This is a genomic window from Streptomyces sp. NPDC007863 (assembly GCF_040633895.1).
Taxonomy (GTDB): Bacteria; Actinomycetota; Actinomycetes; order Streptomycetales; family Streptomycetaceae; genus Streptomyces.
The window spans coordinates 29,260-54,609 of sequence record NZ_JBEYEI010000002.1 but is presented as its reverse complement, the minus strand read 5'-3'; the positions used below and the strand labels follow the sequence as shown (position 1 = coordinate 54,609).

The 25,350-nt window shown below is 75.0% G+C and carries 26 protein-coding genes; 14 read left to right on the top strand and 12 right to left on the bottom strand.

Annotated features, from left to right (window positions below; all coding sequences use genetic code 11):
• Positions 1-210 precede the first annotated feature (210 nt).
• Positions 211-1,380: a hypothetical protein gene (locus tag ABZ621_RS02870; protein WP_360600029.1), complete on the top strand. Its 1,170-nt coding sequence runs from the start codon at positions 211-213 to the stop codon at positions 1,378-1,380.
• Between the two features lie 52 nt (positions 1,381-1,432).
• The gene (locus ABZ621_RS02865; RefSeq protein WP_360600027.1) at positions 1,433-1,570 is read left to right on the top strand and encodes a hypothetical protein; all 138 of its coding nucleotides are present in this window, start codon (positions 1,433-1,435) and stop codon (positions 1,568-1,570) included.
• Between the two features lie 92 nt (positions 1,571-1,662).
• On the opposite strand, the gene ABZ621_RS02860 is transcribed toward ABZ621_RS02865, so the two are convergent.
• From ABZ621_RS02860 to ABZ621_RS02850, 3 genes are read right to left on the bottom strand one after another with little or no spacing between them, the layout of a single operon-like run.
• A complete protein-coding gene (locus ABZ621_RS02860; RefSeq protein WP_360600025.1) occupies positions 1,663-2,613 on the bottom strand; it encodes a 3-oxoacyl-ACP reductase in 951 nt (316 codons plus the stop codon).
• A gap of 12 nt (positions 2,614-2,625) precedes the next feature.
• Positions 2,626-3,702, bottom strand: a complete 1,077-nt coding sequence (locus tag ABZ621_RS02855) for a Zn-dependent alcohol dehydrogenase (protein WP_360600023.1) — start codon at positions 3,700-3,702, stop codon at positions 2,626-2,628.
• Between the two features lie 24 nt (positions 3,703-3,726).
• Positions 3,727-4,581, bottom strand: a complete 855-nt coding sequence (locus ABZ621_RS02850; protein ID WP_360600021.1) for a MaoC/PaaZ C-terminal domain-containing protein — start codon at positions 4,579-4,581, stop codon at positions 3,727-3,729.
• 295 nt (positions 4,582-4,876) lie between these two features.
• Here ABZ621_RS02850 and ABZ621_RS02845 point away from each other — a divergent pair, with 295 nt between their 5' ends.
• The 3 genes from ABZ621_RS02845 to ABZ621_RS02835 are packed head-to-tail and all read left to right on the top strand — an operon-like array spanning position 4,877 to position 7,698.
• Positions 4,877-5,785, top strand: coding sequence for an ABC transporter ATP-binding protein (locus ABZ621_RS02845; protein WP_360600019.1), 909 nt, complete (start codon positions 4,877-4,879; stop codon positions 5,783-5,785).
• Positions 5,782-6,522: an ABC transporter permease gene (locus ABZ621_RS02840; protein ID WP_360600017.1), complete on the top strand. Its 741-nt coding sequence runs from the start codon at positions 5,782-5,784 to the stop codon at positions 6,520-6,522. The genes ABZ621_RS02845 and ABZ621_RS02840 overlap by 4 nt, the downstream gene beginning before the upstream one ends.
• A 15-nt stretch (positions 6,523-6,537) precedes the next feature.
• Positions 6,538-7,698, top strand: a complete 1,161-nt coding sequence (locus ABZ621_RS02835) for a histidine kinase (RefSeq protein WP_360600015.1) — start codon at positions 6,538-6,540, stop codon at positions 7,696-7,698.
• On the opposite strand, the gene ABZ621_RS02830 is transcribed toward ABZ621_RS02835, so the two are convergent.
• Positions 7,679-7,915 carry a hypothetical protein gene (locus ABZ621_RS02830; RefSeq protein WP_360600013.1) on the bottom strand — a complete coding sequence of 79 codons (237 nt, stop codon included), beginning with the start codon at positions 7,913-7,915 and terminating at the stop codon, positions 7,679-7,681. The two genes, ABZ621_RS02835 and ABZ621_RS02830, sit on opposite strands and share 20 nt — an antisense overlap.
• A gap of 90 nt (positions 7,916-8,005) precedes the next feature.
• Here ABZ621_RS02830 and ABZ621_RS02825 point away from each other — a divergent pair, with 90 nt between their 5' ends.
• Positions 8,006-8,638 carry a response regulator transcription factor gene (locus tag ABZ621_RS02825; RefSeq protein ID WP_360600785.1) on the top strand — a complete coding sequence of 211 codons (633 nt, stop codon included), beginning with the start codon at positions 8,006-8,008 and terminating at the stop codon, positions 8,636-8,638.
• On the opposite strand, the gene ABZ621_RS02820 is transcribed toward ABZ621_RS02825, so the two are convergent.
• The 4 genes from ABZ621_RS02820 to ABZ621_RS02805 form a co-directional block, all read right to left on the bottom strand.
• A complete protein-coding gene (locus ABZ621_RS02820; protein ID WP_360600011.1) occupies positions 8,635-10,065 on the bottom strand; it encodes a DHA2 family efflux MFS transporter permease subunit in 1,431 nt (476 codons plus the stop codon). The genes ABZ621_RS02825 and ABZ621_RS02820 overlap by 4 nt on opposite strands.
• A gap of 40 nt (positions 10,066-10,105) precedes the next feature.
• Entirely contained in the window at positions 10,106-11,299 is a 1,194-nt protein-coding gene (locus ABZ621_RS02815) for a lipid-transfer protein (RefSeq protein ID WP_360600783.1), read from the bottom strand.
• A gap of 47 nt (positions 11,300-11,346) precedes the next feature.
• Positions 11,347-13,530 carry an acyl-CoA dehydrogenase gene (locus tag ABZ621_RS02810; RefSeq protein ID WP_360600010.1) on the bottom strand — a complete coding sequence of 728 codons (2,184 nt, stop codon included), beginning with the start codon at positions 13,528-13,530 and terminating at the stop codon, positions 11,347-11,349.
• Positions 13,531-13,618: 88 nt separating this feature from the next.
• Positions 13,619-14,368: a helix-turn-helix domain-containing protein gene (locus tag ABZ621_RS02805; protein ID WP_360600008.1), complete on the bottom strand. Its 750-nt coding sequence runs from the start codon at positions 14,366-14,368 to the stop codon at positions 13,619-13,621.
• A 244-nt stretch (positions 14,369-14,612) separates the two neighbouring features.
• Here ABZ621_RS02805 and ABZ621_RS02800 point away from each other — a divergent pair, with 244 nt between their 5' ends.
• Positions 14,613-15,284: a DUF4097 family beta strand repeat-containing protein gene (locus ABZ621_RS02800; protein WP_360600004.1), complete on the top strand. Its 672-nt coding sequence runs from the start codon at positions 14,613-14,615 to the stop codon at positions 15,282-15,284.
• A gap of 79 nt (positions 15,285-15,363) precedes the next feature.
• Here the strand turns inward: ABZ621_RS02800 and ABZ621_RS02795 are convergent, their stop codons facing one another.
• The gene (locus tag ABZ621_RS02795) at positions 15,364-16,386 is read right to left on the bottom strand and encodes a helix-turn-helix domain-containing protein (RefSeq protein ID WP_360600002.1); all 1,023 of its coding nucleotides are present in this window, start codon (positions 16,384-16,386) and stop codon (positions 15,364-15,366) included.
• Between the two features lie 52 nt (positions 16,387-16,438).
• On the opposite strand from ABZ621_RS02795, the gene ABZ621_RS02790 reads away from it, so the two are divergent.
• Entirely contained in the window at positions 16,439-16,837 is a 399-nt protein-coding gene (locus ABZ621_RS02790; protein ID WP_360600000.1) for a cupin domain-containing protein, read from the top strand.
• A 6-nt stretch (positions 16,838-16,843) separates the two neighbouring features.
• Here the strand turns inward: ABZ621_RS02790 and ABZ621_RS02785 are convergent, their stop codons facing one another.
• Positions 16,844-17,404, bottom strand: coding sequence for a hypothetical protein (locus ABZ621_RS02785; RefSeq protein ID WP_360599998.1), 561 nt, complete (start codon positions 17,402-17,404; stop codon positions 16,844-16,846).
• Between the two features lie 177 nt (positions 17,405-17,581).
• On the opposite strand from ABZ621_RS02785, the gene ABZ621_RS02780 reads away from it, so the two are divergent.
• The 4 genes from ABZ621_RS02780 (at position 17,582) to ABZ621_RS02765 (ending at position 20,632) form a co-directional block, all read left to right on the top strand.
• On the top strand, positions 17,582-18,166 hold the full coding sequence (locus ABZ621_RS02780; protein WP_360599996.1) for a GNAT family N-acetyltransferase: 585 nt from the start codon (positions 17,582-17,584) through the stop codon (positions 18,164-18,166).
• Between the two features lie 161 nt (positions 18,167-18,327).
• Positions 18,328-18,735, top strand: coding sequence for a DUF4259 domain-containing protein (locus tag ABZ621_RS02775; protein ID WP_360599994.1), 408 nt, complete (start codon positions 18,328-18,330; stop codon positions 18,733-18,735).
• Positions 18,736-19,070: 335 nt separating this feature from the next.
• Positions 19,071-19,901, top strand: a complete 831-nt coding sequence (locus ABZ621_RS02770) for a hypothetical protein (protein WP_360599992.1) — start codon at positions 19,071-19,073, stop codon at positions 19,899-19,901.
• A gap of 98 nt (positions 19,902-19,999) precedes the next feature.
• A complete protein-coding gene (locus ABZ621_RS02765; protein ID WP_360599990.1) occupies positions 20,000-20,632 on the top strand; it encodes a class I SAM-dependent methyltransferase in 633 nt (210 codons plus the stop codon).
• Positions 20,633-20,651: 19 nt separating this feature from the next.
• Here ABZ621_RS02765 and ABZ621_RS02760 read toward each other — a convergent pair whose 3' ends face one another.
• Entirely contained in the window at positions 20,652-21,323 is a 672-nt protein-coding gene (locus ABZ621_RS02760; protein ID WP_360599988.1) for a dihydrofolate reductase family protein, read from the bottom strand.
• Between the two features lie 123 nt (positions 21,324-21,446).
• Between ABZ621_RS02760 and ABZ621_RS02755 the strand changes: the two genes are divergently transcribed.
• Positions 21,447-22,025 (top strand): TetR family transcriptional regulator, encoded by a 579-nt coding sequence (locus tag ABZ621_RS02755; RefSeq protein WP_360600781.1) that lies wholly within the window; start codon positions 21,447-21,449, stop codon positions 22,023-22,025.
• Between the two features lie 16 nt (positions 22,026-22,041).
• Here the strand turns inward: ABZ621_RS02755 and ABZ621_RS02750 are convergent, their stop codons facing one another.
• Positions 22,042-23,967, bottom strand: a complete 1,926-nt coding sequence (locus ABZ621_RS02750) for a hypothetical protein (protein ID WP_360599986.1) — start codon at positions 23,965-23,967, stop codon at positions 22,042-22,044.
• 452 nt (positions 23,968-24,419) lie between these two features.
• On the opposite strand from ABZ621_RS02750, the gene ABZ621_RS02745 reads away from it, so the two are divergent.
• Positions 24,420-25,331 (top strand): N-acetylmuramoyl-L-alanine amidase, encoded by a 912-nt coding sequence (locus ABZ621_RS02745; protein WP_360599984.1) that lies wholly within the window; start codon positions 24,420-24,422, stop codon positions 25,329-25,331.
• The last annotated feature ends 19 nt before the right edge of the window (positions 25,332-25,350 follow it).

The window sequence follows — 25,350 nt, the reverse complement described above, 5'->3', positions numbered from 1 at the left end:
GGTGGGGCGACGCGTACGGACGTTCCCCAGCGGAGCCACAGGGTCCGCTTAGGTTGGCCTTACCTTACGTACCCCCGGCCCCGTCAGCACAACCGGCCCCTTCCGCTCAATCGAACCGGCACACCGCCATCCATATGTGTGAAGTGCGTGGGCTCGTGTTGTTCGGCTGGAAGTGCGAAAACTAGCTTCGTGGCCGGAGGTGACGAGTCGATGACAGCCTTGGCCATCGAGACCACGGCCGGGGACGGCGACCACGAGGGGACGGCCGTCCACCCCCCGGCGGGCTTCACGATCACCGCGAACGGCGCGTACGCGGCCCGGCTCGCGGGTTCCGGGGACGCCCTGTACGCGGAGCGCTGGACCCTCGACGGCCCGGAGCCGTACGCCGTGCCGCTCCCCCTGGACCAGCCCGAGGAGCGCGACGCGCGGCTGCTGCCGCTCGCCGACGGGCGGGTCCTGGTGTGCCGCCGGGTGGACGGGCGGCGGCACACCTTCTCGCTGCTGTACCCGACCGGCCCCGGCACCGGCGAGCTGCGGCTCGGCTCGGTGGAGGCGCCCGGCGACGGCCCGGTGGAACTGCTGCCGCCGTCCCCGGACGGCATCTGCGCCTACGCGCGCCACATCGGCCCGGAGTCCACCACGCTCTGGCTGGTGGCGGGCGGCGCCTTCGGCCCCGAGCGGGTCGCCGAGCTCCCGGGCCACTGCGCGGGCGGGGTCTGGCTCGACCGTACGGGGCGGATGCTGGCCCTGGACCGGCGGCTCGGCGACGGGCCGGTGAAGACGGTGGCGGTGGACCTGGAGCGGGGCGGCGAGGTGTCGCCGCTGCTCCAGATCACCGAGGCGAGCGACGACCGGCTGCTGCTCGCGGACCCGGACAGCGGGCTGCTGCTGATCCGTTCGGACGCGCCCTCGCCGGGGCACGAGCGGCTCGGCTGGGGGGTGCTGGGGAGCCTGCTGCCGGTGCGCTTCCCCGAGTGCCTGCGCCTCGACGACGCGGCGGTGACGCCGTTCGCGGTCCAGCCGGGCCAGGTGCTGATGCCGGAGAGCTGCGGGGTCGCGCTGCGGATCGACGCGGCGAGCGGCAGCTGGGTCGGGCTCTGGCGGCCCTCGGGGCGGCGGATGCACCAGGTGGCGGCGCCGCCCGGGTGGGTGGCGGGGGCCGGGGCGTGGTCGCCGGAGGGCATCCTGCGGCTGCCGTGCTCCACGCCGGAGCTGCCGTGCGCGCTGGCCGGGCTGACGGTGCCGGACGACCCCGAACCGGAGCCGGGGTCGGGACCGGAAGCGGAAGCGGCACCCTCGGCGGAGGAGGAACAGCCGCGCGCGCTGCGGCCGGTGCCGCTCCAGCAGGCGCCTCTGACGGACCGTAAACCCGCTGGTTAGACTCACCGCCGCAGTACCGCACGCACAGGCACGTCAACGGGGTGAGTACGACATGGCGGACGACAGCACGCAGTCCACGGAGGAGGCGCAGGGCACGGGTGCCGGACGGCACCGGGGCCCGGCCGCGCCGGCGGAGGAGACGACCTCCGCCCCGCACGGACGGCACCGCCGCGAGGCGCACGAGGGCTAGGCCCTCGTCCGCGCGCGACGGCGAAGGGCCCCGGGGGATCCGCTCCCCCGGGGCCCTTCGCCGTCCCCTCCTCCGGTCCCCCCGGGCCGGGTTCAGCCCTTCTTCAGCCCCAGGACCTCGGTGGCCGCGAAGGTCTCGCTCGGCGGGCGCTCCGCGAAGTACGGGGTGAGCAGCCCGTCGAGCTCCTCGAAGCCGAAGGCCTCCTTGGCGGTGTCGAACTTGGCCGCGACCCGGGGCCGTTCGACGACGGCGACCATCCCGCCGTGGACGACGAGCAGCTGCCCGTTGACCCGGGCCGCCGCCGGGGAGGCGAGGTAGCCGACGAGCGGGGCCACGTGCTCCGGCGACAGAGGGTCGAGCTGGTCCTCGGCGGCCGGTTCGGCGAAGCCAGCGAAGACGTCCTCCGTCATGCGGGTGCGGGCCCGGGGGCAGATGGCGTTGGCGGTGACCCCGTACCGGGCGAGGGCGAGCGCCGTGGAGGTGGTGAGGCCGACGATGCCGCCCTTGGCCGCCGCGTAGTTGGGCTGTCCGGCCGAACCGGCGAGGAAGGCCTCGGAGGAGGTGTTGACGATCCGGCCGTAGACGCCGGTCTCCCCCGCCTTGGCGCGCCCGCGCCAGTGCACGGCGGCGAAGTGGGTGGTGTTGAAGTGACCCTTGAGGTGGACGCGGACGACCGAGTCCCACTCGTCCTCGCTCATCGAGAAGACCATCCGGTCGCGCAGGATGCCCGCGTTGTTGACGAGGACGTCCAGCTTGCCGAACTCGGCGACGGCGAGGTCGACGAGGCCGCGCGCGGTCTCGAAGTCGGAGACGTCGCCGAGGTGGGCGACGGCCCGGCCGCCGGCCGCGGTGATCTCGGCGGCCACCTCCTCCGCGGGGGCGGCCGAGGCCTCCCCGGATCCGTCCCGGCCGGGCTGCCCGTAGTCGTTGACGACGACGGCCGCGCCGAGCCGGGCCAGTTCGAGCGCCTCGGCGCGGCCGAGCCCGCGCCCGGCGCCGGTGACGATCGCGCTCAGCCCTTCGAGCGGCAGAGGCAGTGACATGACGGAGTCCTCTCAGATCTCGACGCAGGTGCGGAGGGACGCGCCGGTCCGCATCTGCTCCAGGGCCTCGTTGATGTGCGCAAGCGGAACCCGGTGGGTGATGAGCGACTCCAGGTCGATGCGGCCGGCCCGCCAGAGCGCGATGGCCCGCTCGTACGACCGCAGGACGTCCCCGCCGCCGTACATGGAGGGCAGGATCCGCTTCTCGTCGAAGAACAGCTCGAACATGTTGAGCCGGAGGTGGTCGTCCATGGCGCCCGCGCCGACGACGCAGAGGGTGCCGCCGCGCCGGGTCGTCTCGTACGCGGTCCGCGCGGTGGCGGACTTGCCGACCACCTCGAAGACGTAGTCGAAGCCCTCGCCGGCGGTGATCCGCTGCTTGGCGTCGGCCAGCGCCTCGGGGGCGACGGCCTCGGTGGCGCCGAAGCGGAGGGCGGCCTCGCGGCGGGACTCGACGGGGTCGACGGCGACGATCTGGGCGGCGCCCTGGAGCCGGGCGCCCTGGATGGCGGAGATGCCGACGCCACCGCAGCCTATGACGGCGACCGACGAACCGGCCTCCACCTTGGCGGTGTTGATGGCCGCGCCGAGGCCGGTGGTGACGCCGCAGCCGATGAGGGCGGCGATGTCGAAGGGCACGTCGTCCGGGATGGGGACGGCGCAGCCGGCGTCGACGACGACCTCCTCGGTGAAGGTGCCGGTGCCGGCGAAGCCGAAGACGTCCCCGCCGGGGCGCTTGAAGTTGGGGGTGCCGGCGTTCATGAAGCCGGCGAGACAGAGCTGGGTCTGGCCGCGCCTGCAGGCGGCGCAGCTGCCGCAGGCGGGCAGCCAGCAGAGCAGGACCCGCTGGCCGGGGGTGAGTCCGGTGACGCCGTCGCCGACGTCGAGGATCTCGCCGGCGCCCTCGTGGCCGGGGATGAAGGGCGCGGGCTGCGGCAGGACGCCGCTCATGGCGGAGACGTCCGAGTGGCACAGGCCGGTGGCCCGCACCCGGATCCGCACCCTGCCCGGGCCGAAGCCCACCGCCTCGACGTCGTCGAGGACCTCCAGCTTGTCCTGGCCGATCTCGTGCAGTACGGCTGCGCGCATGGTGCGGCTCCCTCCGGGACGGGTCTACGAGTGGGTGACGAGGGTGTCGGCGAGGACCGGGGCGTCGTCGCGCTCCACGGCCGTCACCGTCACCTGGACGCGGCCGTCCCCGGCCCACATCCGGATGCGCAGGGTCTCGCCGGGGAAGACGACCCCGGCGAAGCGGGTGCGGTAGGCGCGGACCCGGGTGACGTCGCCGTCGAGCAGCGTGTCCACGACCGCCTTGAGCGTCATGCCGTAGGTGCACAGGCCGTGCAGGATCGGCCGGTCGAAGCCCGCGAGCTTCGCGAAGTCGGGGTCGGCGTGGAGCGGGTTCCAGTCGCCGGAGAGGCGGTAGAGCAGCGCCTGGTCCTCGCGGACGGCCCGCTCGACGGTCCGGTCCGGTGCCCGGCCGGGGAGTTCGAGCCGCTCGGAGGGGCCGCGGTCGCCGCCCCAGCCGCCTTCGCCGCGGACGAAGATCTGGGCGTCGGAGGTCCACAGCGGGCCCTCGTCGTCGGCGGCCTCGGAGCGCAGCACGAGGATGGCGGCCTTGCCCTTGTCGTACACGGCGGCGACGCGGGAGGTGGAGACGGCGCGGCCGCCGGTGGGCAGCGGGCGGTGGAGGGTGACCGACTGGCCGCCGTGGAGGACGGCGGCGAGGTCGATGTCGATGCCGGGGGCGGAGAGTCCGCCGACGACGCCCATGCCGGCGCCGGCGACGGTGGCGAAGCTGGGCAGCACGTGGAGCCGGGATTCGAGGGTGTAGCGCAGCTCCGCCGGGTCGGTGGCGGGGCTGCCGGCGCCGAGGCCGAGGTGGTAGAGCTGGACGTCCTTGTGGTCCCAGGCGATCTCGGCGCTGCGGGGCTCGGCGGCGAGGGCCTTGGCGGCGTCAATGGGCATCGGCTTGCTGCTCCTTGGAGGTCCCTGGAGTGGAAGACCTCGGCGCGACCGTCCGCACCGTCGGTCACGCCGAGGCCGTGCGGGAACCGTCCCGTACGCGCCGATGTAGAACGCGTTCCAGTTCGGTGTCCCCCATGTATAGCCGAGGGGCGGGGCGTTGGGAACCCTCGTACACCACACTCCTGACGACACGTCAGAAAGCGTCGCCGGCACCCGTACCCGGGATATTTGTCACCGCCGGGTCCGTACGCCACGGCCTGCCGCACCCCATCCCCCGCTCCGTACCTTCGGGGCCATGACGCAGGAACCCGCGGCCGCCCTGGAGGCGGTCACCAAGACGCACGGAGCCGTCCGCGCCGCCGACGGCCTGGACCTCGCCGTCCGGCGCGGCGAGACGCTCGCCCTGCTCGGACGCAACGGCGCCGGGAAGTCCACCGCCATCGGCCTCCTCCTCGGCCTCGACACCCCCGACGACGGGCACGTCTCCCTCCTCGGCGGCACCCCCGAGCGGGCCGTGCGCGCGGGCCGGGTCGGGGCGATGCTCCAGGAGGGGCGCGCCGTCCCCCGGGTCACCGTCCGCGAGCTCGTCGGCTTCGTCGCCCGGACCTACCCCCGGCCGATGCCCGTCACCGACGCCCTCGCCCTCGCCGGACTCACCGCCCTCGCCGACCGCCGGGTCGGCGGCCTCTCCGGCGGCCAGGCCCAGCGGGTCCGCTTCGCCGTCGCACTGGCCGGCGACCCGGAACTGCTCGTCCTGGACGAGCCGACCAGCGCGCTCGACGTGGCGGCCCGCGTCGAGTTCTGGGACGCGATGCGCGGCTACGCCCGGCGGGGCGGCACCGTCCTGTTCTCCACCCACCACCTGGAGGAGGCGGACTCCTCCGCCGACCGGATCGTCGTCCTCGACGACGGCCGGATCGCCGCCGACGGCACACCCGGGGAGCTGAGGCGGGCGGCCGGCGGGGCGGTCGTCGCCCTCGACCTGGACGGCGGCCCCTCCGCGTACCTCTCCGCGCTGCCCGGGGTGACCGACGTCGAGATCCGCGGCGACCGTGCCCGGCTCCGCACCGACGACCCGGACGCGACCGTCCGGGGACTCGCCGCGCGGGACGCGATACGAGGCCTGGAGGTCGCCCCGCCGGCCCTCGCCGACGTCTTCCTCGCCCTCACGCGGGCCGCCCGGGAACCGGAGCCGAGCCGATGAACACAGCCCTGTCCACCACGGCCGCGTACGCCCGCCTGGAGGTCCGCCGCACCCTGCGCGACCAGGGGTTCGTCATCTCGACCGTCGCCGTCCCGGTCCTCATGTACCTGCTCTTCACCAACCTCGGCGGGCAGAACGACCCCGCCGTCAGGACCGCCGCCATGGTGGGCATGGCGGCGTACGGCGCGCTCGGCGCCGCCGTCTCGCTCGGCGGCGCGGTCGCCGAGGATCGGTCGACGGGCTGGCTGCGGCAGTTGCGGATCACCCCGATGAGCCCGCGCCGGGTCGTCACGGGGCGCGCCCTGACCGGGGCGGTGGTGGTGCTGCCGTCCATCGGGACGGTGCTGCTGGCCGGCGGGCTGCTCAACGGCGTGCGAATGCCGGCGCTCCAGTGGGCGGCGGTGGCGGCGGCGCTCTGGCTGGGCTCGCTGCCCTTCACGCTCCTCGGCCTCGGCAACGGCTACCGGCTGGCGCCGCAGACGACCGGGGCGGTCAACGTGGCGTGCACCCTCGGCCTCGCGGTGACCGGCGGCCTCTGGTTCCCAGTGTCGCTCTTCCCGCCGTGGCTGGCCGCGCTCTCGGCCTGGACCCCGAGCCGCCGCTTCGCGGAGCTGGGCACGGCCCTCGCGGAGGGGCACGCGCCGGGCACCGCCGCCGTGGCGCTGCTCGCCGTGTGGGGCGCGGTCTTCGGGACGTACGCGGCGGTCTCGTACCGTCGTTCCGCACGGACGTTCTGAGACGGGGGGCGCGTGATGGGGATCCGGTCGCGGAAGCGCTGCGCGGGACGGGAGGACGGGGAGCGGCGGGGGCCGAACGGGCTGAGCCTGCTGCCCTGGCTGCTGATGGGGATGGGCTCGCTCTCCCACCTCGTCAGCGGCGAGGCCCCCAACCCCTGGCTCGGCATGGCCGGCCTGCTGGCCTTCAACGCGCTTTACATCGCGGTCGTCCTGCGCGCCTTCGACGGGTCCCGCCGCGCGACCACGACCACCTGGGTCCTGCTGGGCGCGCTCGCCGCCGTCACCTTCGCCCTGGCGATCGGCTACGGCCGCGAGTGGCTGCTGCTGTGCCCACTGCTCGGCCTGGCGCTGGGCGCGGTGGCGCGGGGCGCCCGAGAGCTGCGGCGCCTGACGCTCCCCCTGGTCGTGGCGGTCGGGGCCGTCACCTTCTGGCGGGACGGCTGGGACTCGATCGGGATCGTGTACGGGACGTTCATCTCGACCATGGTGACGGCGGCGATCCTCGCGCTGAACGAGACGGTCGCCGAACTGCGCGCCACCCGCGAGGAGCTGGCCCGCGCGGCGGTGGAGCGGGAGCGACTGCGCTTCTCCCGGGACCTGCACGACCTGCTCGGCCACACCCTGTCGGTGATCGTGGTCAAGTCGGAGGCGGCGAGGCGGCTCGTGCCGCACGACCCGGGCGCGGCGCTGGGCCAGATCACGGACATCGAGCAGGTGGGCCGGGAGGCGCTCACCGAGATCCGGGAGGCAGTGACCGGCTACCGCGAGGCCGGTCTCGGCACGGAGCTGGACCGGGCCAGGTCGGTGCTCGCCTCGGCGGACGTGGAACCGGTGGTACGGCGCTCGGGCCCGCCGCTCGACCCGGCGGCGGAGGCGCTGTTCGGCTCGGTGGTGCGGGAGGCGGTGACGAACGTGGTCCGGCACGCGGCCGCCACCCGCTGCGAGATCGCGGTGCGCGCCACTCCGGAGCGGACCCGCCTCACGGTCACCGACGACGGCCGGGGCGGCGCCGCCGCGGATCCCTTCGGCAGCGGCCTGCGTGGCCTCGCCGAGCGCCTCGCGGCAGCGGGCGGCACGCTCACGGCGGCGGGTGCCCCGGGCGGTGGGTTCCGGCTGGTGGCGGAGGTCCCGGCGGCGCCCGGGGCGGTGGAGGGGGCTACTTCGCGTGGTCGATGACGTTGCCGTTGGAGCAGTTGTTCCGGTGGTTCCCCGTCCAGTCGCCGAGGGCGGGGACCACGGCGAGTTCCTGGACGCAGACGTCGGCGGCGGTGAAGTTCCAGTTGTTGGCGGCGTTGACGCCGCTGCCGAAGTTCGCGTCGTTGTCGGCGTGGGCCGGGGCGGCGGAGGCGAGGGCCGCGAGGGCGAGGGCGGTGACGCTGATGATCTTCTTCATGCCGGGGAAACGATCATTCCGGCACGAGGGCACGCGCGTTCCGCCCGGCGGGGGAAGGCCGCCCGGCCTACGCTTTCCGGTGTGAACGAGATGCCGCGGGACCACCGGCCCGGGAAGTCCATCCGGGTGCTCCTCGCCGAGGACCAGGGGATGATGCGCGGGGCGCTCGCGCTCTTGCTCGGGATGGAGGCGGACATCGAGGTCGTCGCCCAGGTGGGGCGGGGGGACGAGATCGTCGAGCGGGCGCTGGTGGCACGGCCCGATGTGGCGCTCCTGGACATCGAGCTGCCGGGGCGGTCGGGGCTCGACGCGGCGGCGGAGCTGCGGGACGAGGTGCCGGACTGCCGGGTGCTGATCCTGACGACGTTCGGGCGGCCGGGGTATCTGCGGCGGGCGATGGAGGCGGGGGCGGCCGGGTTCCTGGTGAAGGACGGGCCGGTGGAGGAGCTGGCGGAGGCGATCCGGGCGGTGCTGCGCGGCGAGACCGTCGTCGATCCGGCGCTCGCCGCCGCCGCGCTCGGCGCGGGGCCGAACCCGCTGACGGCCCGTGAGCGGGAGGCGCTGGCGGCGGCGGTGGACGGGGCGACGGTCGCCGACATCGCGGGGCGGCTGCGGCTGTCCGAGTCGACCGTCCGGAACTACCTGTCCGCCGCCATCGGGAAGACCGGGACGCGCAACCGGATGGAGGCGGCCCGGGCCGCCCGGCAGCAGGGGTGGCTCTAGGCCGCCTTGGTCTTCCTGGGGAGCCAGAGGGCCATCAGGATCGCCGCCGTCAGGAGGATGGCGGTGGAGACGCGGAAGGCCGTCGCGTAGCCGGGGACCAGGTGGGCGGGGTCCGGGGTGGCGGCGGCCGCGACCGTGGTCAGCAGGGCGAGGCCGATCGCGCCGCCCATCGTCCGGGAGGTGTTCACCAGGCCGGAGACGAGGCCGGCGTCGCCGGGGGCGGCTCCGGAGGTGGCGAGGGTGGCGAGCGGCGTGGTGGCGAGGCCGATGCCGGCCATCATGAGGATGCCGGGGCCGAGCACCGTGGTGAGGAAGGTGCCGTCGGCGGTGAGCGTGGACTGCCAGGCGAAGCCGGCCGCCGCCGTGAGGATGCCGGCGATCGCGAGCGTCCGCGCGCCGGTGACGGCCATCAGACGGGGCGCGGTCTTGGAGCCGACGAGGACGGCCAGCGAGCTGGGCACGAGGGCGAGTCCGGCCTGGAGCGGGGTGTAGCCGAGGACGTTCTGGGCGTACACGGTCATGAAGAACCACATGCCGAAGGAGGCGGAGCCGCACAGCATGATGCCGGTGTTGGCGGCGGACACGGCCCGGTTGCGGAAGATGCCGAGCGGGACCAGGGGTTCCTTCGTGCGCTTCTCGACCGCGACGAAGACCGCCAGGAGCGCGAGGCCGCCGAGGAGCGGCAGCAGCGTCGCGGCCGAGGTCCAGCCGGCCATCTCGGTCTGCACGATGCCGTACGCGAGCGTCGCCAGGCCCCCGGTGACGAGGACCGCCCCGGGCAGGTCCAGGCGGCGCCCGTCCGCCGTGCGGCTCTCGGCGAGCCAGAGGACGGCCGCGGCGAGGATGAGGACGCCGAGGGGCGCGTTGACCAGCAGCACCCAGCGCCAGTTCAGGAGGTCGACGAGGAGGCCGCCGACGAAGCCGCCCGCGGCGCCGCCCGCCGCGCCGACCGCCGTCCAGGTGGCGATGGCCCGGGTGCGGGCCGCGCCGGGCGGGACGGCGGAGGTGACGAGGGTGAGGGTGGCCGGGGAGAGCGCCGCCGCGCCGAGTCCCTGCGCGGCCCGCGCCGCGATGAGGTGGCCGCCCTCGGGGGCGAGGCCGCCGACGACGGAGGCGGCGGTGAAGAGCCCGAGGCCCGCGAGGAACATCGTCTTGCGCCCGTACAGGTCGGCCGCCCTGCCGCCGAGCAGCATGAAGCCGGCGAAGGCGATCGCGTAGGCGTTGAGGACCCACTGGAGGCCGAGGGTGCCGAGGCCGAGGTCGGCCTTGAGGGACGGCAGCGCCACGTTCATGACCGACACGTCGAGGACGACGAGGAACTGCCCGGCGCAGGCGACGAGGACGACGAGCCAGGGCCGGGCCGTGCGTATGGAGGGGCGGGTGGCGGTGCTTCCGGCGGCGGAGTCGGTCTGCGGCATGCGTGTCATGGTCGCAGAGCGGCTCCGCCCCGTACATGCGGAAAGAGTCCTACGACCTGCGACGCAGGAGGGTCACGACCGCCGCGCCGCCGAGGCCGATGTTGTGGGCGAGGCCGACGCGGGCGCCGGCGACCTGGCGGCCCTCGGCCTCGCCGCGGAGCTGCCGGACGAGTTCGGCGGCCTGCGCGAGGCCGGTGGCGCCGAGCGGGTGCCCCTTGGAGATGAGACCGCCGGAGGGGTTGACCACCCACCGTCCGCCGTAGGTCGTGGCGCCGGACTCGACGAGCTTGCCGGAGGCGCCCTCCGCGCACATGCCGAGGGCCTCGTAGGTGAGGAGCTCGTTGACGGAGAAGCAGTCGTGGAGCTCGATGACGTCGACGTCCTCGATGCCCAGCCCGGAGGCCTCGTACGCCTGCCGCGCGGCCTCCCGCGACATGGGCCGGCCGACGGCGTCGATGCAGGAGCCGGAGGCGAAGGACTCGCCGGTGTCGGTGGTCATGGCCTGGCCCGCGATCTCCACGGCCCGCCCCTCCAGGCCGTGTTCGGCGACGAAGCGCTCGGAGACGACGAGGGCGGCGGCGGCGCCGTCCGAGGTCGGCGAGCACTGGAGCCTGGTGAGCGGGTGGTGCACGGTCTTCGCCGCGAGGACCTCCTCGACCGTGTAGACGTCCTGGAACTGGGCCTGGGGGTTGCGCGAGGAGTGGAGGTGGTTCTTGGCGGCGACGGCGGCGAGCTGCGCCTCGGTGGTGCCGTACCGCTCCATGTGTTCGCGGGCGGCGTTGCCGAAGATCTGCGCGGTGGGCGGGGAGGCCTCGAAGCCGTGGGCGGCGGCCATGATGCCGTAGTGCCGGGCGACGGGCGAGGCCGCGAAGTCGCCCGCGCCGGAACCGCCGCCCAGCGCGCCCCGGCTCATCTTCTCGAAGCCGAGGGCGAGGACGCAGTCGGCGATGCCGCCCTCGACGAACTGGCGGGCGGTCATGAGGGCGGTGGAGCCGGTGGCGCAGTTGTTGTTGAGGTTGTAGACGGGCAGGCCGGTGAGGCCGAGTTCGTAGACGGCCCGCTGTCCCGCCGTGGAGGCCTGGAAGCAGTAGCCGACGGCGGCCTGTTCGACCTTCTCGTACGGGATCCCGGCGTCGGCGAGCGCGGCGGTGCCGGCCTCGCGCGCCATGTCCCAGTACTGCCAGTCCCGGGTCTCGGGCTTCTCGAACTTCGTCGTGCCGACACCGACGACGAAGGACTTCACGGACGACTTCACGGACGACTTCATGGACGACTTCACGGCGTGCCCTCTCAGTCCCTGGGGAGGCCGAGCAGCCGCTCGGCGACGACGTTGAGCTGTACCTGTGTGGTGCCGCCCGCGATGGTCAGACAGCGGGACATGAGGAAGCCGTGGACGGCGGCCGCGCCGGCGCCCTCGTACACGGCGCCGTCGGGGCCGAGGAGTTCGAGGGCGAGTTCGGCGGTCCTCTGCTGGTGGAGGGTCTGGACGAGCTTGCGGACGCTGGCGCCCGCGCCGGGTTCGAGTCCCGACACCTGGAGGAGGGTGGTGCGCAGGCCGATGCAGGCGAGCGCGTGGGCCTCGGCGAGGAGGGCGCCGGTGCGGGCGCGGACGGAGCCGTCGGCCTCGGCGGAGGCCTTGATGAGCGCTTCGAGGCCGGTGTCGAAGACGACCTGGTCGGCCATGTGGACGCGTTCGTTGCCGAGGGTGTTGCGGGCGACCCGCCAGCCGTCGTTCACCTCGCCGACGACGGCGTCGGCGGGGAGCAGCGCGCCGTCGAACCAGACCTCGTTGAAGAGCGAGTCCCCGGTGATCTCCTTCAGCGGGCGGATGTCGATGCCCGGGGTGTTCCTCATGTCGACGAGGAAGTAGGTGAGGCCCCGGTGCTTGGGGGCGCCGGGGTCGGTGCGGGCGAGGAGGATGCCGAAGTCGGCCCCCTGGGCGGCGCTCGTCCACACCTTCTGTCCGGTGATCCGCCAGCGGCCGTCCTCGGTGCGTTCGGCGCGGGTGCGCAGGGAGGCGAGGTCGGAGCCGGCGCCGGGCTCGGAGAAGAGCTGGCACCAGCGCCGCTCGCCGCGGAGGGTGGGCAGGAGGTGGGTGGTCTGCTGCGCGGGGCTGCCGTGGGCGAGGAGGGACGGGACGACCCAGGTGGCGATGCCGAGTCCGGCGACGGTGACGCCCGCCTCGTCGAGTTCGCGCTGGACGGCGAGCTGCTGGAGCGGGCCCGCGCCGAGGCCGTACGGCTCCGGGAGGTGCGGGGCGGCGTGGCCGGTGGGGGCGAGGACGCGGCGGGCGGCGGGCGGGTCGAGTCCGACGGCGGGGGCGATGGCGGCGCGGGCGGCCTCGCGGTACGGCTCGGCGGCGGCCGGCAGGTCGAGGCGGAGGCCGCGGCGCAGCCCGGTGGCGGCGTGCCGGAGGGCGTCGAGCCGGAAGCGGTCGCCGGTGCCGAGGAGCTGGCGGGCGACGAGGGCGCGGCGCAGCAGGATGTGGGCGTCGTGTTCCCAGGTGAAGCCGATGCCGCCGAGGATCTGGACGCAGTCCTTGGCGCAGGTGTGGGCGGCGTCGAGGGCGGTGGCGGCGGCGAGCGCGGCGACGAGGGGCCGGGCGGGGTCGTCGGCGGCGCGGGCGGCGTCCCAGGCGAGGGCACGGGCCTGTTCGAGCCGGACGAGCATGTCGGCGCAGAGGTGTTTGACGCCCTGGAACCGTCCGATGGGACGCCCGAACTGCTCGCGGGTGCGGGCGTGTTCGGCGGCGGTCTCGACGGCGCGGGCGGCGGTGCCGCAGGCGTCGGCGGCGAAGAGGACGGCGGCGAGGTCGTGGACGAGACCGGTGTCGAGGGCGAGGACGCGCTCGGCGGGCACGGGCAGGGCGGCGGCGGCGACCTCGGCGGTGGGCCGGGTGGGGTCGGCGCAGGCGTGGGCGCGGACGGCGGGCCCCGGCGCGCCGTCCGGGGCGTGCGCGTCGACGGTGAGCCACACGGTGCCGTCGACGGTGGCGGCCTGGAGGAGGAGCAGGTCGGCCTGGGCGGCGCCGAGGACGGGCGGCGCGGTGCCGTCGAGGAGGTACCCGGAGCCGGTGCGTACGGCGGTGAGGGTGCCGGGCCCGCCGAGGGCGACGGCGCCGATGCGGCGGCCTTCGGCGAGGTCGGCGAGGAGGGGTCCGGACGCGCCCGCGCGGCGCAGGAGTTCGGCGGTGAGGACGGAGGGGAGGTAGGGGCCGGGGAGCAGGGCGCGGGCGGTCTCCTCGACGACGACCGCGAGGTCGTCGAGGCCGCCTCCCCCGCCGCCGTGCTCCTCCGGTACGTGGATCCCGAGGAGGCCCTGCGCGGCGGCGGCGTCCCAGTACGCGGGCCGGCCGGCCGGCGGTGCGGGCGCGTCGAGCCAGCGGCGGAGCTCCTCGGGGGGCGCGGCGCGGGTGAGCCAGGCGCGGACGGACCGGGCGAGGTCCCGCTGTTCGTGCGTGATGGCGATGCCCATGGCGCGCAGAGTAGAACACGTTCCATTACGACGGAAGGCCACATCTGACGGAAGGTCAGATGTGGCCTGAGGTCCAGGAGTGCGGGGCTCACCCGCCGTCCGGTGCGCCCTCCGGTACGCCCTCCGGCTCCGCGGGCTTCGTCAGGAGGATCTCCCGGGCCTGCTCGGCGGCGCGCACGATGCCCTCGCTGACGAAGTCCATGAAGCGGGCGACGTTCTCCAGGCGGGCGGCGGCGGGGGTGCCGGGGCCGAGGACGGCGACGCCCTGCCGGGCGATCTCGACCATCTGCTCGTTGGCCTTGGCGGCGGCGATCATCGACTGGTACCAGAGCTCGTCGTCGACGACGTACCGCTCGCGGCGCCGGTCGTCGCGCTCGCGGCGGATGAGGCTCTGACTCTCCAGGAAGGCGATGGCCTTGGAGATGGAGCCGGCGCTGACCTGGAGCCGCTCGCCGAGTTCGCCGGCGGTGAGGCTGCCCGCGTCGGTGGCGTAGAGGGCGGCGAGGACGCGGGCGGTCATCCGGGGCAGACCGCTCTGCATGAAGACGGTGGCGAACGCCTCCTCGTAGTCACGCACGGCCTCCACGTCCCGCCCGTCCGCCCGCGCGGCCGGCGCCGCGGCGGCGCCCCCGGGCCGGCGGCGCCGGGCGCGACCCTCGGTGGCGCGGTGCGCCAGGTCGGGGCGGTAGGCGGTGGGGCCGCCGTTGCGCATCACCTCGCGGGTGACGGTGGAGGTGGGGCGGTCGAGCCGCCTGCCGATCTCCGCGTACGCGAGCCCGTCGGCCAGCCCCAGCGCGATCTGCTGACGTTCCTGCTGAGTGAGCCTGCCTCCCGGCATCGCGCTCCCCTTTCACACCCGTGCGTCCACAACGCGGCCAGCATAGCGTTCACCCTCCCTCCATTGCAACGCGAAGATTCCGGGTCGTTGCATCAATTCTCGCTCCATTGCAACGAAATCTCGGTGATGACCTGCGCATACCTCAATCCAGTGCAACGAGAGAGTTGCCAGACATTGGAAAGCAACGTAGCTTTTCTCATGTCGGAAACGCCGACGGGAACACCACTCCACAGGAGCGCCCACCATGCAGACCTTCGCCGCCACCGCCCCGATCGCCGCCCTCGTCGCCGTCCCGGCCGGCCACCTCCGCTTCATCGCCGCCGACCGCGCCGACGTCACCGTCGACATCCGCCCCGCCACCGCCGGCCGGTCCCGTGACGTGAAGGCCGCCGAGGAGACCGCGGTCACCTTCGCGGACGGCGTCCTGCGGATCACCGCCCCTAAGGCCGGGAACCAGCTGTTCGGCGCCTCCGGCTCCGTCGAGATCACCGTCCAGCTCCCGGCCGGCTCCTCCGTCGAGGGCAAGGCCGCCGCCGCGGACCTGCGCGGCGTCGGACGGCTCGGGGACGTCACCTTCGAGGCCGCCCAGGGCCCGGTCAAGCTCGACGAGGCCCGCCGCGTCCGCCTCACCCTCCAGGACGGCGACATCACCCTCGGCCGCGTCAACGGCGACGCCGAACTCACCACCGCCCGCGGCGACCTGCGGATCGCCGAGGCCACGGCCGGTTCGGTGGAGCTGAGCACGCAGTCCGGCTCGATCTCGGTCGGCGCCGCCCGCGGCGTCGCCGCGACCCTCGACGCCGGCACCTCCTACGGCCGCGTCAGCAACGCCCTCCGGAACGCCGAGGGCAACGGCGCCGGCCTCGCCATCCGCGCCACCACCTCCTACGGCGACATCTCCGCCCACTCCAACTGAGACCGCCACCCCCATGGCGCCCCCGCACCACCCGCACGATCCGCACGAACCGCACGAACCCCGCGGCCCGGGCCGGGACTCACGTCCCGCCCGGGCCGAAGCGGTTCCGGTACGCCGACGGCGACAGCCCCGTCTCGCGGCGCACCAGGGTCCGCAGATGGGCCGCCGTGCCGAGCCCGCTCGCCCGCGCCACCACGTCGAGCCGGGCCTCCCCGCGCTCCAGGAGCCGGCGGGCCAGCGTCACCCGCTCCCCCGTCAGCCAGGCCAGCGGCGTCGTGCCCAGCTCCGCCCGGAAGCGCCGGTGCAGGGTCGCCGGGCTGACGGCCGCCCGCGCGGCGAGGTCGGCCACCGCCAGCGGCCGGTCGAGCCGCTCCTGCGCCCAGGCGAGCACCGGCGCGAGCGACTCCTCCGGGACCTCCGGCACGGGCCGCTCGATGAACTGCCGCTGCCCGCCGTCCCGGTGGGCGGCGAAGACGAGCCGCCGGCTCACCGCGCTCGCGACCTCCGCCCCGTGGTCGCGCCGCACCACGTGCAGCCCCAGATCGAGGGCGGCGGCGCTGCCCGCCGCCGTCAGGATGTCGCCGTCGTCGACGAACAGCACGTCCTCCTCCAGGCGCACGGCCGGGAACCGCGCCCGGAAGGCGTCCGCCCACTGCCAGTGCGCCGTCGCCCGCCGCCCGTCCAGGACGCCCGCCTCCGCCAGCGTGAACGCCCCGCTGCAGAAGCCGACCAGCCGCGCCCCGCGCGCGTGCGCCCGCCGGATCGCGTCGAGGACGGCGGGGCGGCGCGGCACGGCCACGTCGGGACGGTTGGGCACGATGACGGTGTCGGCCGTGTCCGCCGCCTCCAGACCACGGACCCCGGACAGCGTGAAGAACCCGTCCCGCATGACCGTCTCCGGCTCCGGAGAGCAGAGCCCGAAGTCGTACAGCAGTTCGCGCCCCTCCCCCAGCTCGGGCCGCCGCAGTCCGAAGACCTCGCTGGCGCAGCCGAGCTCGAAGGGGTTGGAGTTGGCGTCGACGATCACGACGACCCGGTGGAGGGCGGAGCCGCGCCCACGGGCGGGGACGGGCACGGCCTGCTGCGAGGATCCTTGCGACATGTGCGATTCCTAGCACTCCCGCTCCGCCTCCCGCCACGGCGAGGATCACCCCATGACCCGCAACGAACCCCTCGCCCTCGCCGCCGCCCTCGCCTCCTTCGACGCCCTGTGGAGCCCCCGGATCGTCACCCGCGTCAACGACTACGACGTCCGCGTGGCCAAGGTCGAGGGCGAGCACCTGTGGCACGCGCACGACGACACCGACGAGTTCTTCCTCGTCCTCGACGGCGAACTGCGCATCGCGCTGCGCGAACCGGCCGGCGAGCGCACGGTCCGCCTCCCGAAGGGCTCGGTCTTCACCGTCCCCCGGGGCGTCGAGCACAAGCCGTACGCCCCCGGCGGCGCGTCGATCCTGCTCCTCGAACCGACCGGCACCTCCACGGTCGGCGACCGCCACGACGAGGTCCCGTCGCACGTGGACGCGACGACGGGCCACGCGCTGGACCTCTGACGCGGCTCAGAGCTGGTGGGTCCAGGCGATGACCAGCACGGTGCAGGCCAGGGCCGTGACCAGGAGGGCGAGTACGGGCCAGAGGCCGACCCTCCGGCCCCACAGCCCGCCGGCCAGCCGGTGGTACAGCCGGTGCAGGAGCCCCAGCGCGCCCAGCCCGGCCGCCGCGAACGGGAGGCTGACGAGGAAGTGCGCGGCCCAGGCGCCGGCCAGCGTGGGACCGCCCCAGGAGTGGTCGTACGGACCGGATTCGACCAGCGGATAGAGCACGCCCCGGAGCACGAACAGCAGCTCGACGCCCACGGGCACGAGGGCGATCAGCCCGAGCGGCACGCACACCAGCGCGTGGACCAGCAGCCGCCCGGCACCGGGCCGCCGCGCCGCGGCCGCCGGGTCCTCCTCGCCGACACGGGCCCACCACTCCCGCGCCCGGTCCGCGCGGCCCGCCACCACGAGCCCCGCGGTGGCGAGCGCGACCGGCAGCAGCGCCGCCGCGTACCCGGCCCGGCGGCCGAACCCGGCCGCCGCCGCCGCGCGGTCCGTCCGCCGTGAGATGTGAACCGACATGTCCGTCCCCTGATGCTCGTCCCCGCGCCGGCAGGGCGCCGACGCCCGGGAGAGTAGGGGGACGGCGGCACCGGCCGCCTCGTACCACGGTGCCAAACCGCACCCCCTACTCCGGTACGACGACGGTCCCGACGCCGCGGTCGGACCGCGATCGGCCGAGCCGCGATCATGGGGCACATGATCCGCACCCTGTCGACGCCGCCCGTCATCGAGGCCGGCGCGCTGTCCGCCCGCCCCCAGCCCGTCCTCCCCGCCGCCGGCGGGCTGCTGCTGCGCCCCTGGGAGGAGGCCGACGCCCCGGTCTTCCTGTCCGCGTACACGGACGGGGAGCTGCGCCGCTGGCACACCCGCCGCCCCACCTCCGAGGCGCAGATCGCCGGCTGGTTCGACGGCTACCGCGAGGACTGGGAGCGGGAGAGGGGCGCCCACTGGGCCGTCACCGGCGAAGGTGGGCGGGTCCTGGGCCGCATGGCCCTGCGCGGCTTCGACTTCGACGACGGCGTCGCCTGGACCGGGTACTGGGTGCTGCCCGCCGCCCGCGGCGCCGGGGTGGCGACCCGGGCCCTGACGGCGGTCGCCGCCTGGGCGCTGGACGTCGCGGGCTTCCACCGCGTGGAGCTGGAGCACTCGGTCCACAACGCCGGTTCCTGCGGCGTCGCCGGGAAGGCGGGCTTCGCCCTGGAGGGCACCAAGCGCCGGGCCGCCGTCCACGACGACGGCCCCCACGACATGCACCTGCACGCGCGCGTGCGGGGCGACTGAACCTCGGCCCTCCCTTGAGCATCAGTTCTCCCTTTGAGCCTCGGTCCTCCGCGCCGGCCCTCCTCGCGTCGTCATCGGGCGTCGTCATCGGGCGTTGTCGGTGGGTGCTGTCACGATGGCCGGCAGAGCCTGAGAGACGATCGTGAAGGGGCGGGCACGCCATGGGGACTTGGGACATCGGACCGTTCGACAACGACACGGCGGCGGACTTCTCGTACAGGGTGGACGAGGCCGAGGCGGGCAGGAGGGCGGACGTGCTGCGCGCGGCCTTCCGTGAGGTGACCGGGACCGGGGACGACTACCTGGACGCCGACCTGTCCGTCGAGGCCGTCGCGGCGGCCGCTCTGGTGGCGGCGCAGTGCCCCGGCGGGGAGCCGGTGACCTCGTACGGCCCGAAGGAGCCGCTGGGGGTGCTGCCGGTGGAGCTGCGCGCGGAGGCCGTCGCCGCGCTCGACCGCGTCGTCGCCGAGCCGTCCGAACTCCTGGAGCTGTGGGAGGAGTCGGACGGCGAGGAGTGGAAGGCCGGGATACGGAAGCTGCGGGCCGTGCTCGCGGACGCCGGCGCGTGACCGGGCCCGCGGCCGCGTGGGGGCCGGTCGTCGGGACCACCGTCGGCCGGGGGACGCCAGGCGCCCGCGGGCGTACGTGAGGGACACGTCACCGGCACGGGCGCGGAGGCCCTCGCGGAGCCGGAGGCACGGGCCCGGCGCTGCTCGCGGGAACACCCGCGGCGTCCGAAGCGCCGCCGACTCCTCCGGCAGACCGACGGCTTCCCGCTCGTCGTCGACGGGTCCTGGCGGTCGTACGTCGCCCGCTTCACGGTGGCGGAGCTCCCGGAGGACTCCGCCGCGCCTCCGGACCGAACCCGGCCTGGGCCCAGCCCGGCGGGCGCTACCCTCCCGCCATGACGGACATCGGGGCGTGGCGCGCGGAAGTCGTGGACCATCGGCGGGCCGAGGGCCCGCCCCCGTTCGAGCGGGCCCGGCCGGCCGGCGAACCGCTCGCCCGCCGGCACGGGGTCGCCGTCCACGGCGGCGCCGGCGCGATCACCGCCGTCGACGCCGGAAACCGGCCGCTGTGGACCCACGCCTGCGCCGGCCGCCCCAACGCCGCGCACATCTCCGGCGACCGGGTCCTCGTCACCACCGACTCCCTGGAGTACACCCCCTGGGGGTTCCTCGGCCCCGCGCTCCTCCTCGACCTCTCCACCGGCCGGCTCGTCGCCGAACTGCGCGGCGAGCGCGGTGCCGCGCGCGGCGGCGGACGGTTCCTCCTCGGCCTGGAGGGCTACGGCATCTTCGAGACCCGCGAGTACGACGGCGAGGGCTCGGAGACGGCCCGCTGGCCCTCGTACGGGCATTACGTCGTCGGCAGCGGCGTCCGCGTCGTGGAGGCCGACCGGCGCGTCCCGACCCAGGGCCGGGTCGTGCGGCTCCTCCCCGACGGCGTCGTCGGGCCGGGCCCCGCCCTGTCCGACCCCCAGCCCCCGAAGCCGGTCGTCCTCCCCGACGGCACCCTCCTGGTCCTCGACCGGCATCTGCTCCGCGCGGTGGACCGGGACCTCGCCACGACCGTCCTGGCCGAACTGACGCCCCTCACCGACTCGCGGACGATCCGGGCCCTGCGCCGGGACGGCGCGCACCTGGTCGCGACCTTCGCGGAGCCGAGCCCGGCGCACCCGGTCCGCTACACGGTCGACACCTGGACCCTGCGCCTCTCCCCGGCCGGCGCCTGATCCGCGGGCACGACCGCGCCGACGGTGTGGTCCGCGTGCGACGGGTAGGGCACGATGGGCGCCCGTACCGACGTACTACTCGCCAGTAGGAGACCGCCATGTCCGAGCCCACTCCCGAGATCCTCGCCGCCTTCGAGGCCGCGAAGGGGTTCATGCCCGCCGGGGAGGGCCTGGCCCTGTACGCGGCGGCGGCCGAGGCCGGGAAGCTCGGGCTGCCGCTCCTGGAGGTGGGCACGTACTGCGGGCGGTCGACGATCCTGCTGGCGGACGCGGCGCGCGCGGCGGGGACGGTCGCGGTGACCGTGGACCACCACCGGGGCAGCGAGGAGCAGCAGCCGGGGTGGGAGTACCACGACCCGACCGTGGTGGACCCGGAGGTCGGCGTGATGGACACGCTGCCGACCTTCCGGCGGACGCTGCGGAAGGCGGGCCTGGAGGAGCACGTGATCGCGGTGGTCGGGCGCAGCCCGCAGGTCGCGAAGGTGTGGGGCGGGGAGCTCGGGCTCGTGTTCATCGACGGCGGGCACACGGACGAGCACGCCACGAACGACTACGAGGGCTGGGCCCCCAGGGTCGCGGCCGGGGGCCTGCTCGTCATCCACGACGTGTTCCCGGACCCGGCGGACGGCGGCCAGGCGCCGTACCGGATCTATCTGCGGGCGCTGGAGTCCGGCGACTTCGAGGAGGTCTCGGTCACGGACTCGCTGCGGGTGCTGCGCCGGACCTCCTGACGGCGGCCGGGCGGGCGGGTCACTTGCGCCAGAAGAGGTGGTGGGTGACGCCGCTCGGGCTGGGCACGACGTCCAGGTGGAAGCGGTCGGTGAGCTCCTCGGGCGTGTCCCACAACTTGAGGCCGGTGCCGAGCTCCACCGGCGAGACGGCGATGTGGAGCGTGTCGACGAGGTCCGCGTCGAGGAACTCGCGGACCGTCGTCACGCCCCCGCCGAGCCGGACGTCCTTCCCGTCCGCCGCCTCCTTCGCCCGCTCCAGGGCGGTCGCCGGGGCGGCGTCGAGGAAGTGGAAGGTGGTGTCGGAGAGGGTGAAGGACGGGCGCGGGTGGTGGGTGAGGACGAAGACGGGGGTGTGGAAGGGCGGCTCGTCGCCCCACCAGCCCTTCCACTCCTCGTCCTGCCAGGGGCCGCGCAGGGGGGCGAACTTGTTGCGGCCCATGATCTCCGCGCCGATGCGGTGATGGAAGTCGCGGACGAGGTGGTCGTCGAGGCCCCGGGTGCCGCCGGGGTCGGTACGGTTGGGCCAGCTCGCGGTCGCTCCCGCCCAGGCGAAGAGCCTGCCCGGGTCGACGTGGCCGAAGGGCCGCTCCAGGGACTGGTCCTCGCCGGCGGCGATCCCGTCGGCGGAGACGCAGAAGTTCTGGACCTTCAGCAGCTGGGGCCCGGGGGGCTGGGGGGATGTGGGAGACATGGGGGTTCCTCCTCGCTCGGTCGTTCCGGAGTGATGACCGCCCGGACGGCGCGAACTCATCGCGGGGTGCGCGTACCCTACGAGAAGGGGTCCAGTTGTAGTACTACGATCGGAGTGGTGTCCATGGCGAGGCGGAACGAGGAGCGGCGCGCCGCGCTCGTGGACGCGGCGATCGAGGTGCTGGCCCGCGAGGGCGCCCGGGGGCTGACCTTCCGGGCGGTGGACGCCGAGGCCGGGGTGCCCACCGGGACCGCGTCCAACTACTTCGCCAACCGCGACGCCCTCCTCACCCAGGCCGGGGCCCGGGTCTACGAACGGCTCCGGCCCGACGAGGCGACGATGGAGGCGACCCGGACGGCGCCCCGGGACAAGGAGACGTACACGCGGATCATGCGGGAGCTGGTCGGACGGGTCTCGTCCTTCCGGACCGGCTACCTCGCCCTGCTCGAACTGCGCCTGGAGGCCACCCGCCGGCCCGCCCTCCGCTCGATCCTGACCGAGCGGGTGCGGGCCGACGTCGAGGCCAACGTCGCCTTCCACGAGTCCTCCGGGCTGCCCGGCGACGCCACCTCCGTCAAGCTGCTCCTGCTCGCCCTCAACTGGCTGATCGTGGAGCAGCTCACGCTCCCCGGCGTCTTCCCGGAGGAGGAGCGGGACGCGCTGGTGGCGGCGGCGGTGGACCGGATCGTGGACGGGTACTGAGCGCCGGGCCGGGGTCTCAGTTCCCGTACAGTAGCGAGGTCACGTAGAGGCAGTTGGTGTAGCTGTAGCCGGGCTCGATCTTCGCCTTGCTGGACTTGGTGTCGCCGGCCGAGGAGAGACCGGAGCCGGCCCGCTTCTGGAGCAGGTGGTACGTCCCCGCCGGCAGCGAGATCGTCGCCTTCGGGTACTTCGACGACGGGCCGGAGCAGGGCTTGAAGCCGCCGAGGGCGGTGTCGAGGCTGGTGTACTTGCGGCAGTCGCCGCAGGCCCGGATCGTGATCTTGCCGGTCACCGGGCCGGTGTAGAGGAGTTCGACCGCGTCCGGGGCGTCGTTGCTGATCACCATGGTCATGCGGGGGCCGCCGGGCGCCGACGCCGGGGGCAGCTTCTTCCCGGCCTCCGGCTCCTCGTCGGCGATCTGCGCGGCGATGGCGATCGACCGGGCGTGGGCCGTCTGCGGGCTCTTCGGGTAGTCCTTGACGTACCGGTCCATGGTCGTCTCGGCGTCGGAGAAGTCCCCGTCGCGGAACTGCCGGGTGCCGCAGGCGAAGACGCCCTTCTGGACGCCCCGGTCGGCGTCCGCGACCGCCCCGTCGAGCGCGTAGCCCTTCAGCGAGGTGGCGAAGGCCCGCTGGGTCTCCACCGTCTTGACGGCCGCGCACGGGTCGGAGGCGGTGCCGGCCGTCAGCGGGGCCGCCGCCTTGGTGAGGTCGCCGCCGACGAGCTTCTCGACCTCGGCGACGTGCGGGGACTTCGGGAACAGCGCGAGGAGTTCGGTGAAGGCCGCGTGGGCGGGCGCCGTCTCGGCGCGGCCGCGCTCCGCGCTCCCGCACTCGTACAGGGAGCGTGCCAGCGGCTCGTCCCACCGGGCCGCCCGGTCGCCGAGGACGGCCTTGTCCACGGTGTCCGGGAGCGACCGCAGGTGCTTGAGCGGGTCGACCGCCAGGCAGTACTTCTTCTCCGTGTACGGCGCGGACACGGACGCGACGTACGCGTCGAGGCGGTCCGGTACGAGCTTCGCGGCCCGGGACCCGGGGTGTTCGAGCGCCAGCGCCTCGTAGGTGCCGAGCGCCTCCTCGTAGTACGGCTCGGCGAGGTCGAAGCGGACGCCGTCCTTGGACTTCACCACCGCGTCGGCGCCGGCGAGCCGGGCCAGCAGGGACTGCTGGAACGCCTCCTCGCGGGCCTCCTCCCGGGCCGCCCCGTACGCGACGGTGCCGCCGGCCGGAGCGGCGAGCAGCACGACCGCGAGCGGCAGCGCGAGGCGCCGGGCGGTGACCCCGAGCGAGAGCCGGGCCCGCAGACCGCGCCGGGCGCCGTCGGCGACGGCGGCGAGCAGCACGACGCCGTACCCGACGAGCACGCCCACGGGGACGCCGTCCGCGTCCGCCGGGAGCGCGAGCAGCAGCAGCGCGGCCGTGGCCGCCCAGCAGACCGCCGCGCCGATCCACTGCCGCAGCAGGACGTAACCGAGCCCGAGGCACGACAGGTTCAGCAGCCCCACCGCCACGGCCTGGAGCGGCCGCGCCTCCCCCTGCCCACCGGAACCCCCGGCCCCGCCGGCACCGAAGCCGGGCGGCGCGGGGGGCGGCGGCGGAAGGGCCCCCGCCCCGGCCCACCCGGGCGCCTGCCCGTACGGGGCGGCGGCCCCGGGCCCCGTACCGAACCCGCCGGAGCCATCGGAGGGCGCGCCGAAACCGGAACCGCCGGAGCCGCTGGGCCCTGCCGAGCCGAAGGAACCGGCGGAACCGGCGAACTCGGCGGAGCCCGCCGAGGCGGCGGGCCCGACGGATCCCGTGGATCCCGTGGATCCGCCGTTCTGTGCCGGCGCCTCCCAGGGCGCCGGGCCGCCCGCCGGCGCCGGAGCGGCCAGCCGGAAGGAGCCCGTCGGCGTGGCGTCCAGGGGCGCGGCACCCTCAGCGGCGGCCCGCTCGGGCGTCACGCCCGTAGGCGTCGCGTCCGGAGGCGTCACGCCCGAAGGCATCGCGTCCGAAGGCATCGCGTCCGAAGGCGTCGCGTCCCTCGGCGTCCCCTGGGCGGGCGCCGCGCCCCCGGCCGCCTCGTCCCCCGGTCTCGCGTCCTGGGGCGTGGGGCGGGTCGGGCGGCTGCGTACCGTCTCCCCGGAGGGGACGGACGACGTGTCGCCGGGTTCCCCCGCGTTCGGCTCCCCCTTGCCCAGGTCAAGCTTGGGCGGCGCGTCCTGGGGACGCGCGTCGTTCGGTTCTTCCCCCACCGGTTCCCCCTCGTGGGTCCGGGCGCGGTGACACCCCCACGCCACTCCGTACACCCAGCCTTCCCGGGTCGCCGACCGCGCGTCCAGCGTTTTCCGGCCGCGTGACCGAGCCGGTACATCCGGTCCGCGGTTTCGTCCGGGGGAGGGCCTAGAGTCGCGGGGTGCCGTACGACCACAGGAACCCCGTGACCCGCTCCCTGCCCGCCGCCCTGGCCGTCCTCGTCTGCTCCGCCGCGCTCGCCGGCTGCGGCGCCGCCTCCGAGGCGGCGGAGGGCACCCGGGGGCCGGCCGCGGCGACCACGACGCCCGGCGAGAGCCGTACCCCGGAACCGTCCCGCACTCCCTCCCGCACCCCCTCCCGTACCCCCGCGGCCGACGCCGCCCGGCCCCTCGCCGGCCGCACGGTCGTCGTCGACCCGGGGCACAACCCGGGGAACTTCCGGCACACGCGGGAGATCGACGAGAAGGTCGACATCGGGACGGCCCGCAAGGAGTGCGACACCACCGGGACCTCGACGAACGCGTCCGGGGGGAAGGCCGCGTACACGGAGGCCGCCTTCACGCTCGACGTGTCGCACCGGCTGAGGAAGCTCCTGGAGGCGCGCGGCGCCGAGGTGGTCCTGACGCACGACGCGGACCGGCCGTACGGGCCCTGCATCGACGAGCGGGCGCGGATCGGGAACGAGGCGGCGGCCGACGCCGTCGTCTCCGTCCACGCGGACGGCTCGGCCGTGGGGAACCGCGGCTTCCATGTGATCGTCCCCGCCAAGGTCCGTGAAGGATCGGCGGACACGGGCCCGATCGTCGCCCCGTCGCGTACGCTCGGCGAGCGGATCGCCGCCGCCTTCGCCCGGACGACCGGAACCTCCCCCGCCAACTACCTCGGCGGCGGCACCGGGTTGGACGTCCGGTCCGATCTCGGCGGGCTCAATCTCTCAACCGTGCCCAAGGTCTTCGTCGAATGCGGCAATATGCGTGATCCGAAGGACGCAGCGCTGCTGACGTCCGGGGCGTGGCGGCAGAAGGCGGCGCAGGGCATCGCCGACGGCATCGTGACCTACCTCCAGGGGTAGAACCCGCGAGCGATAGATT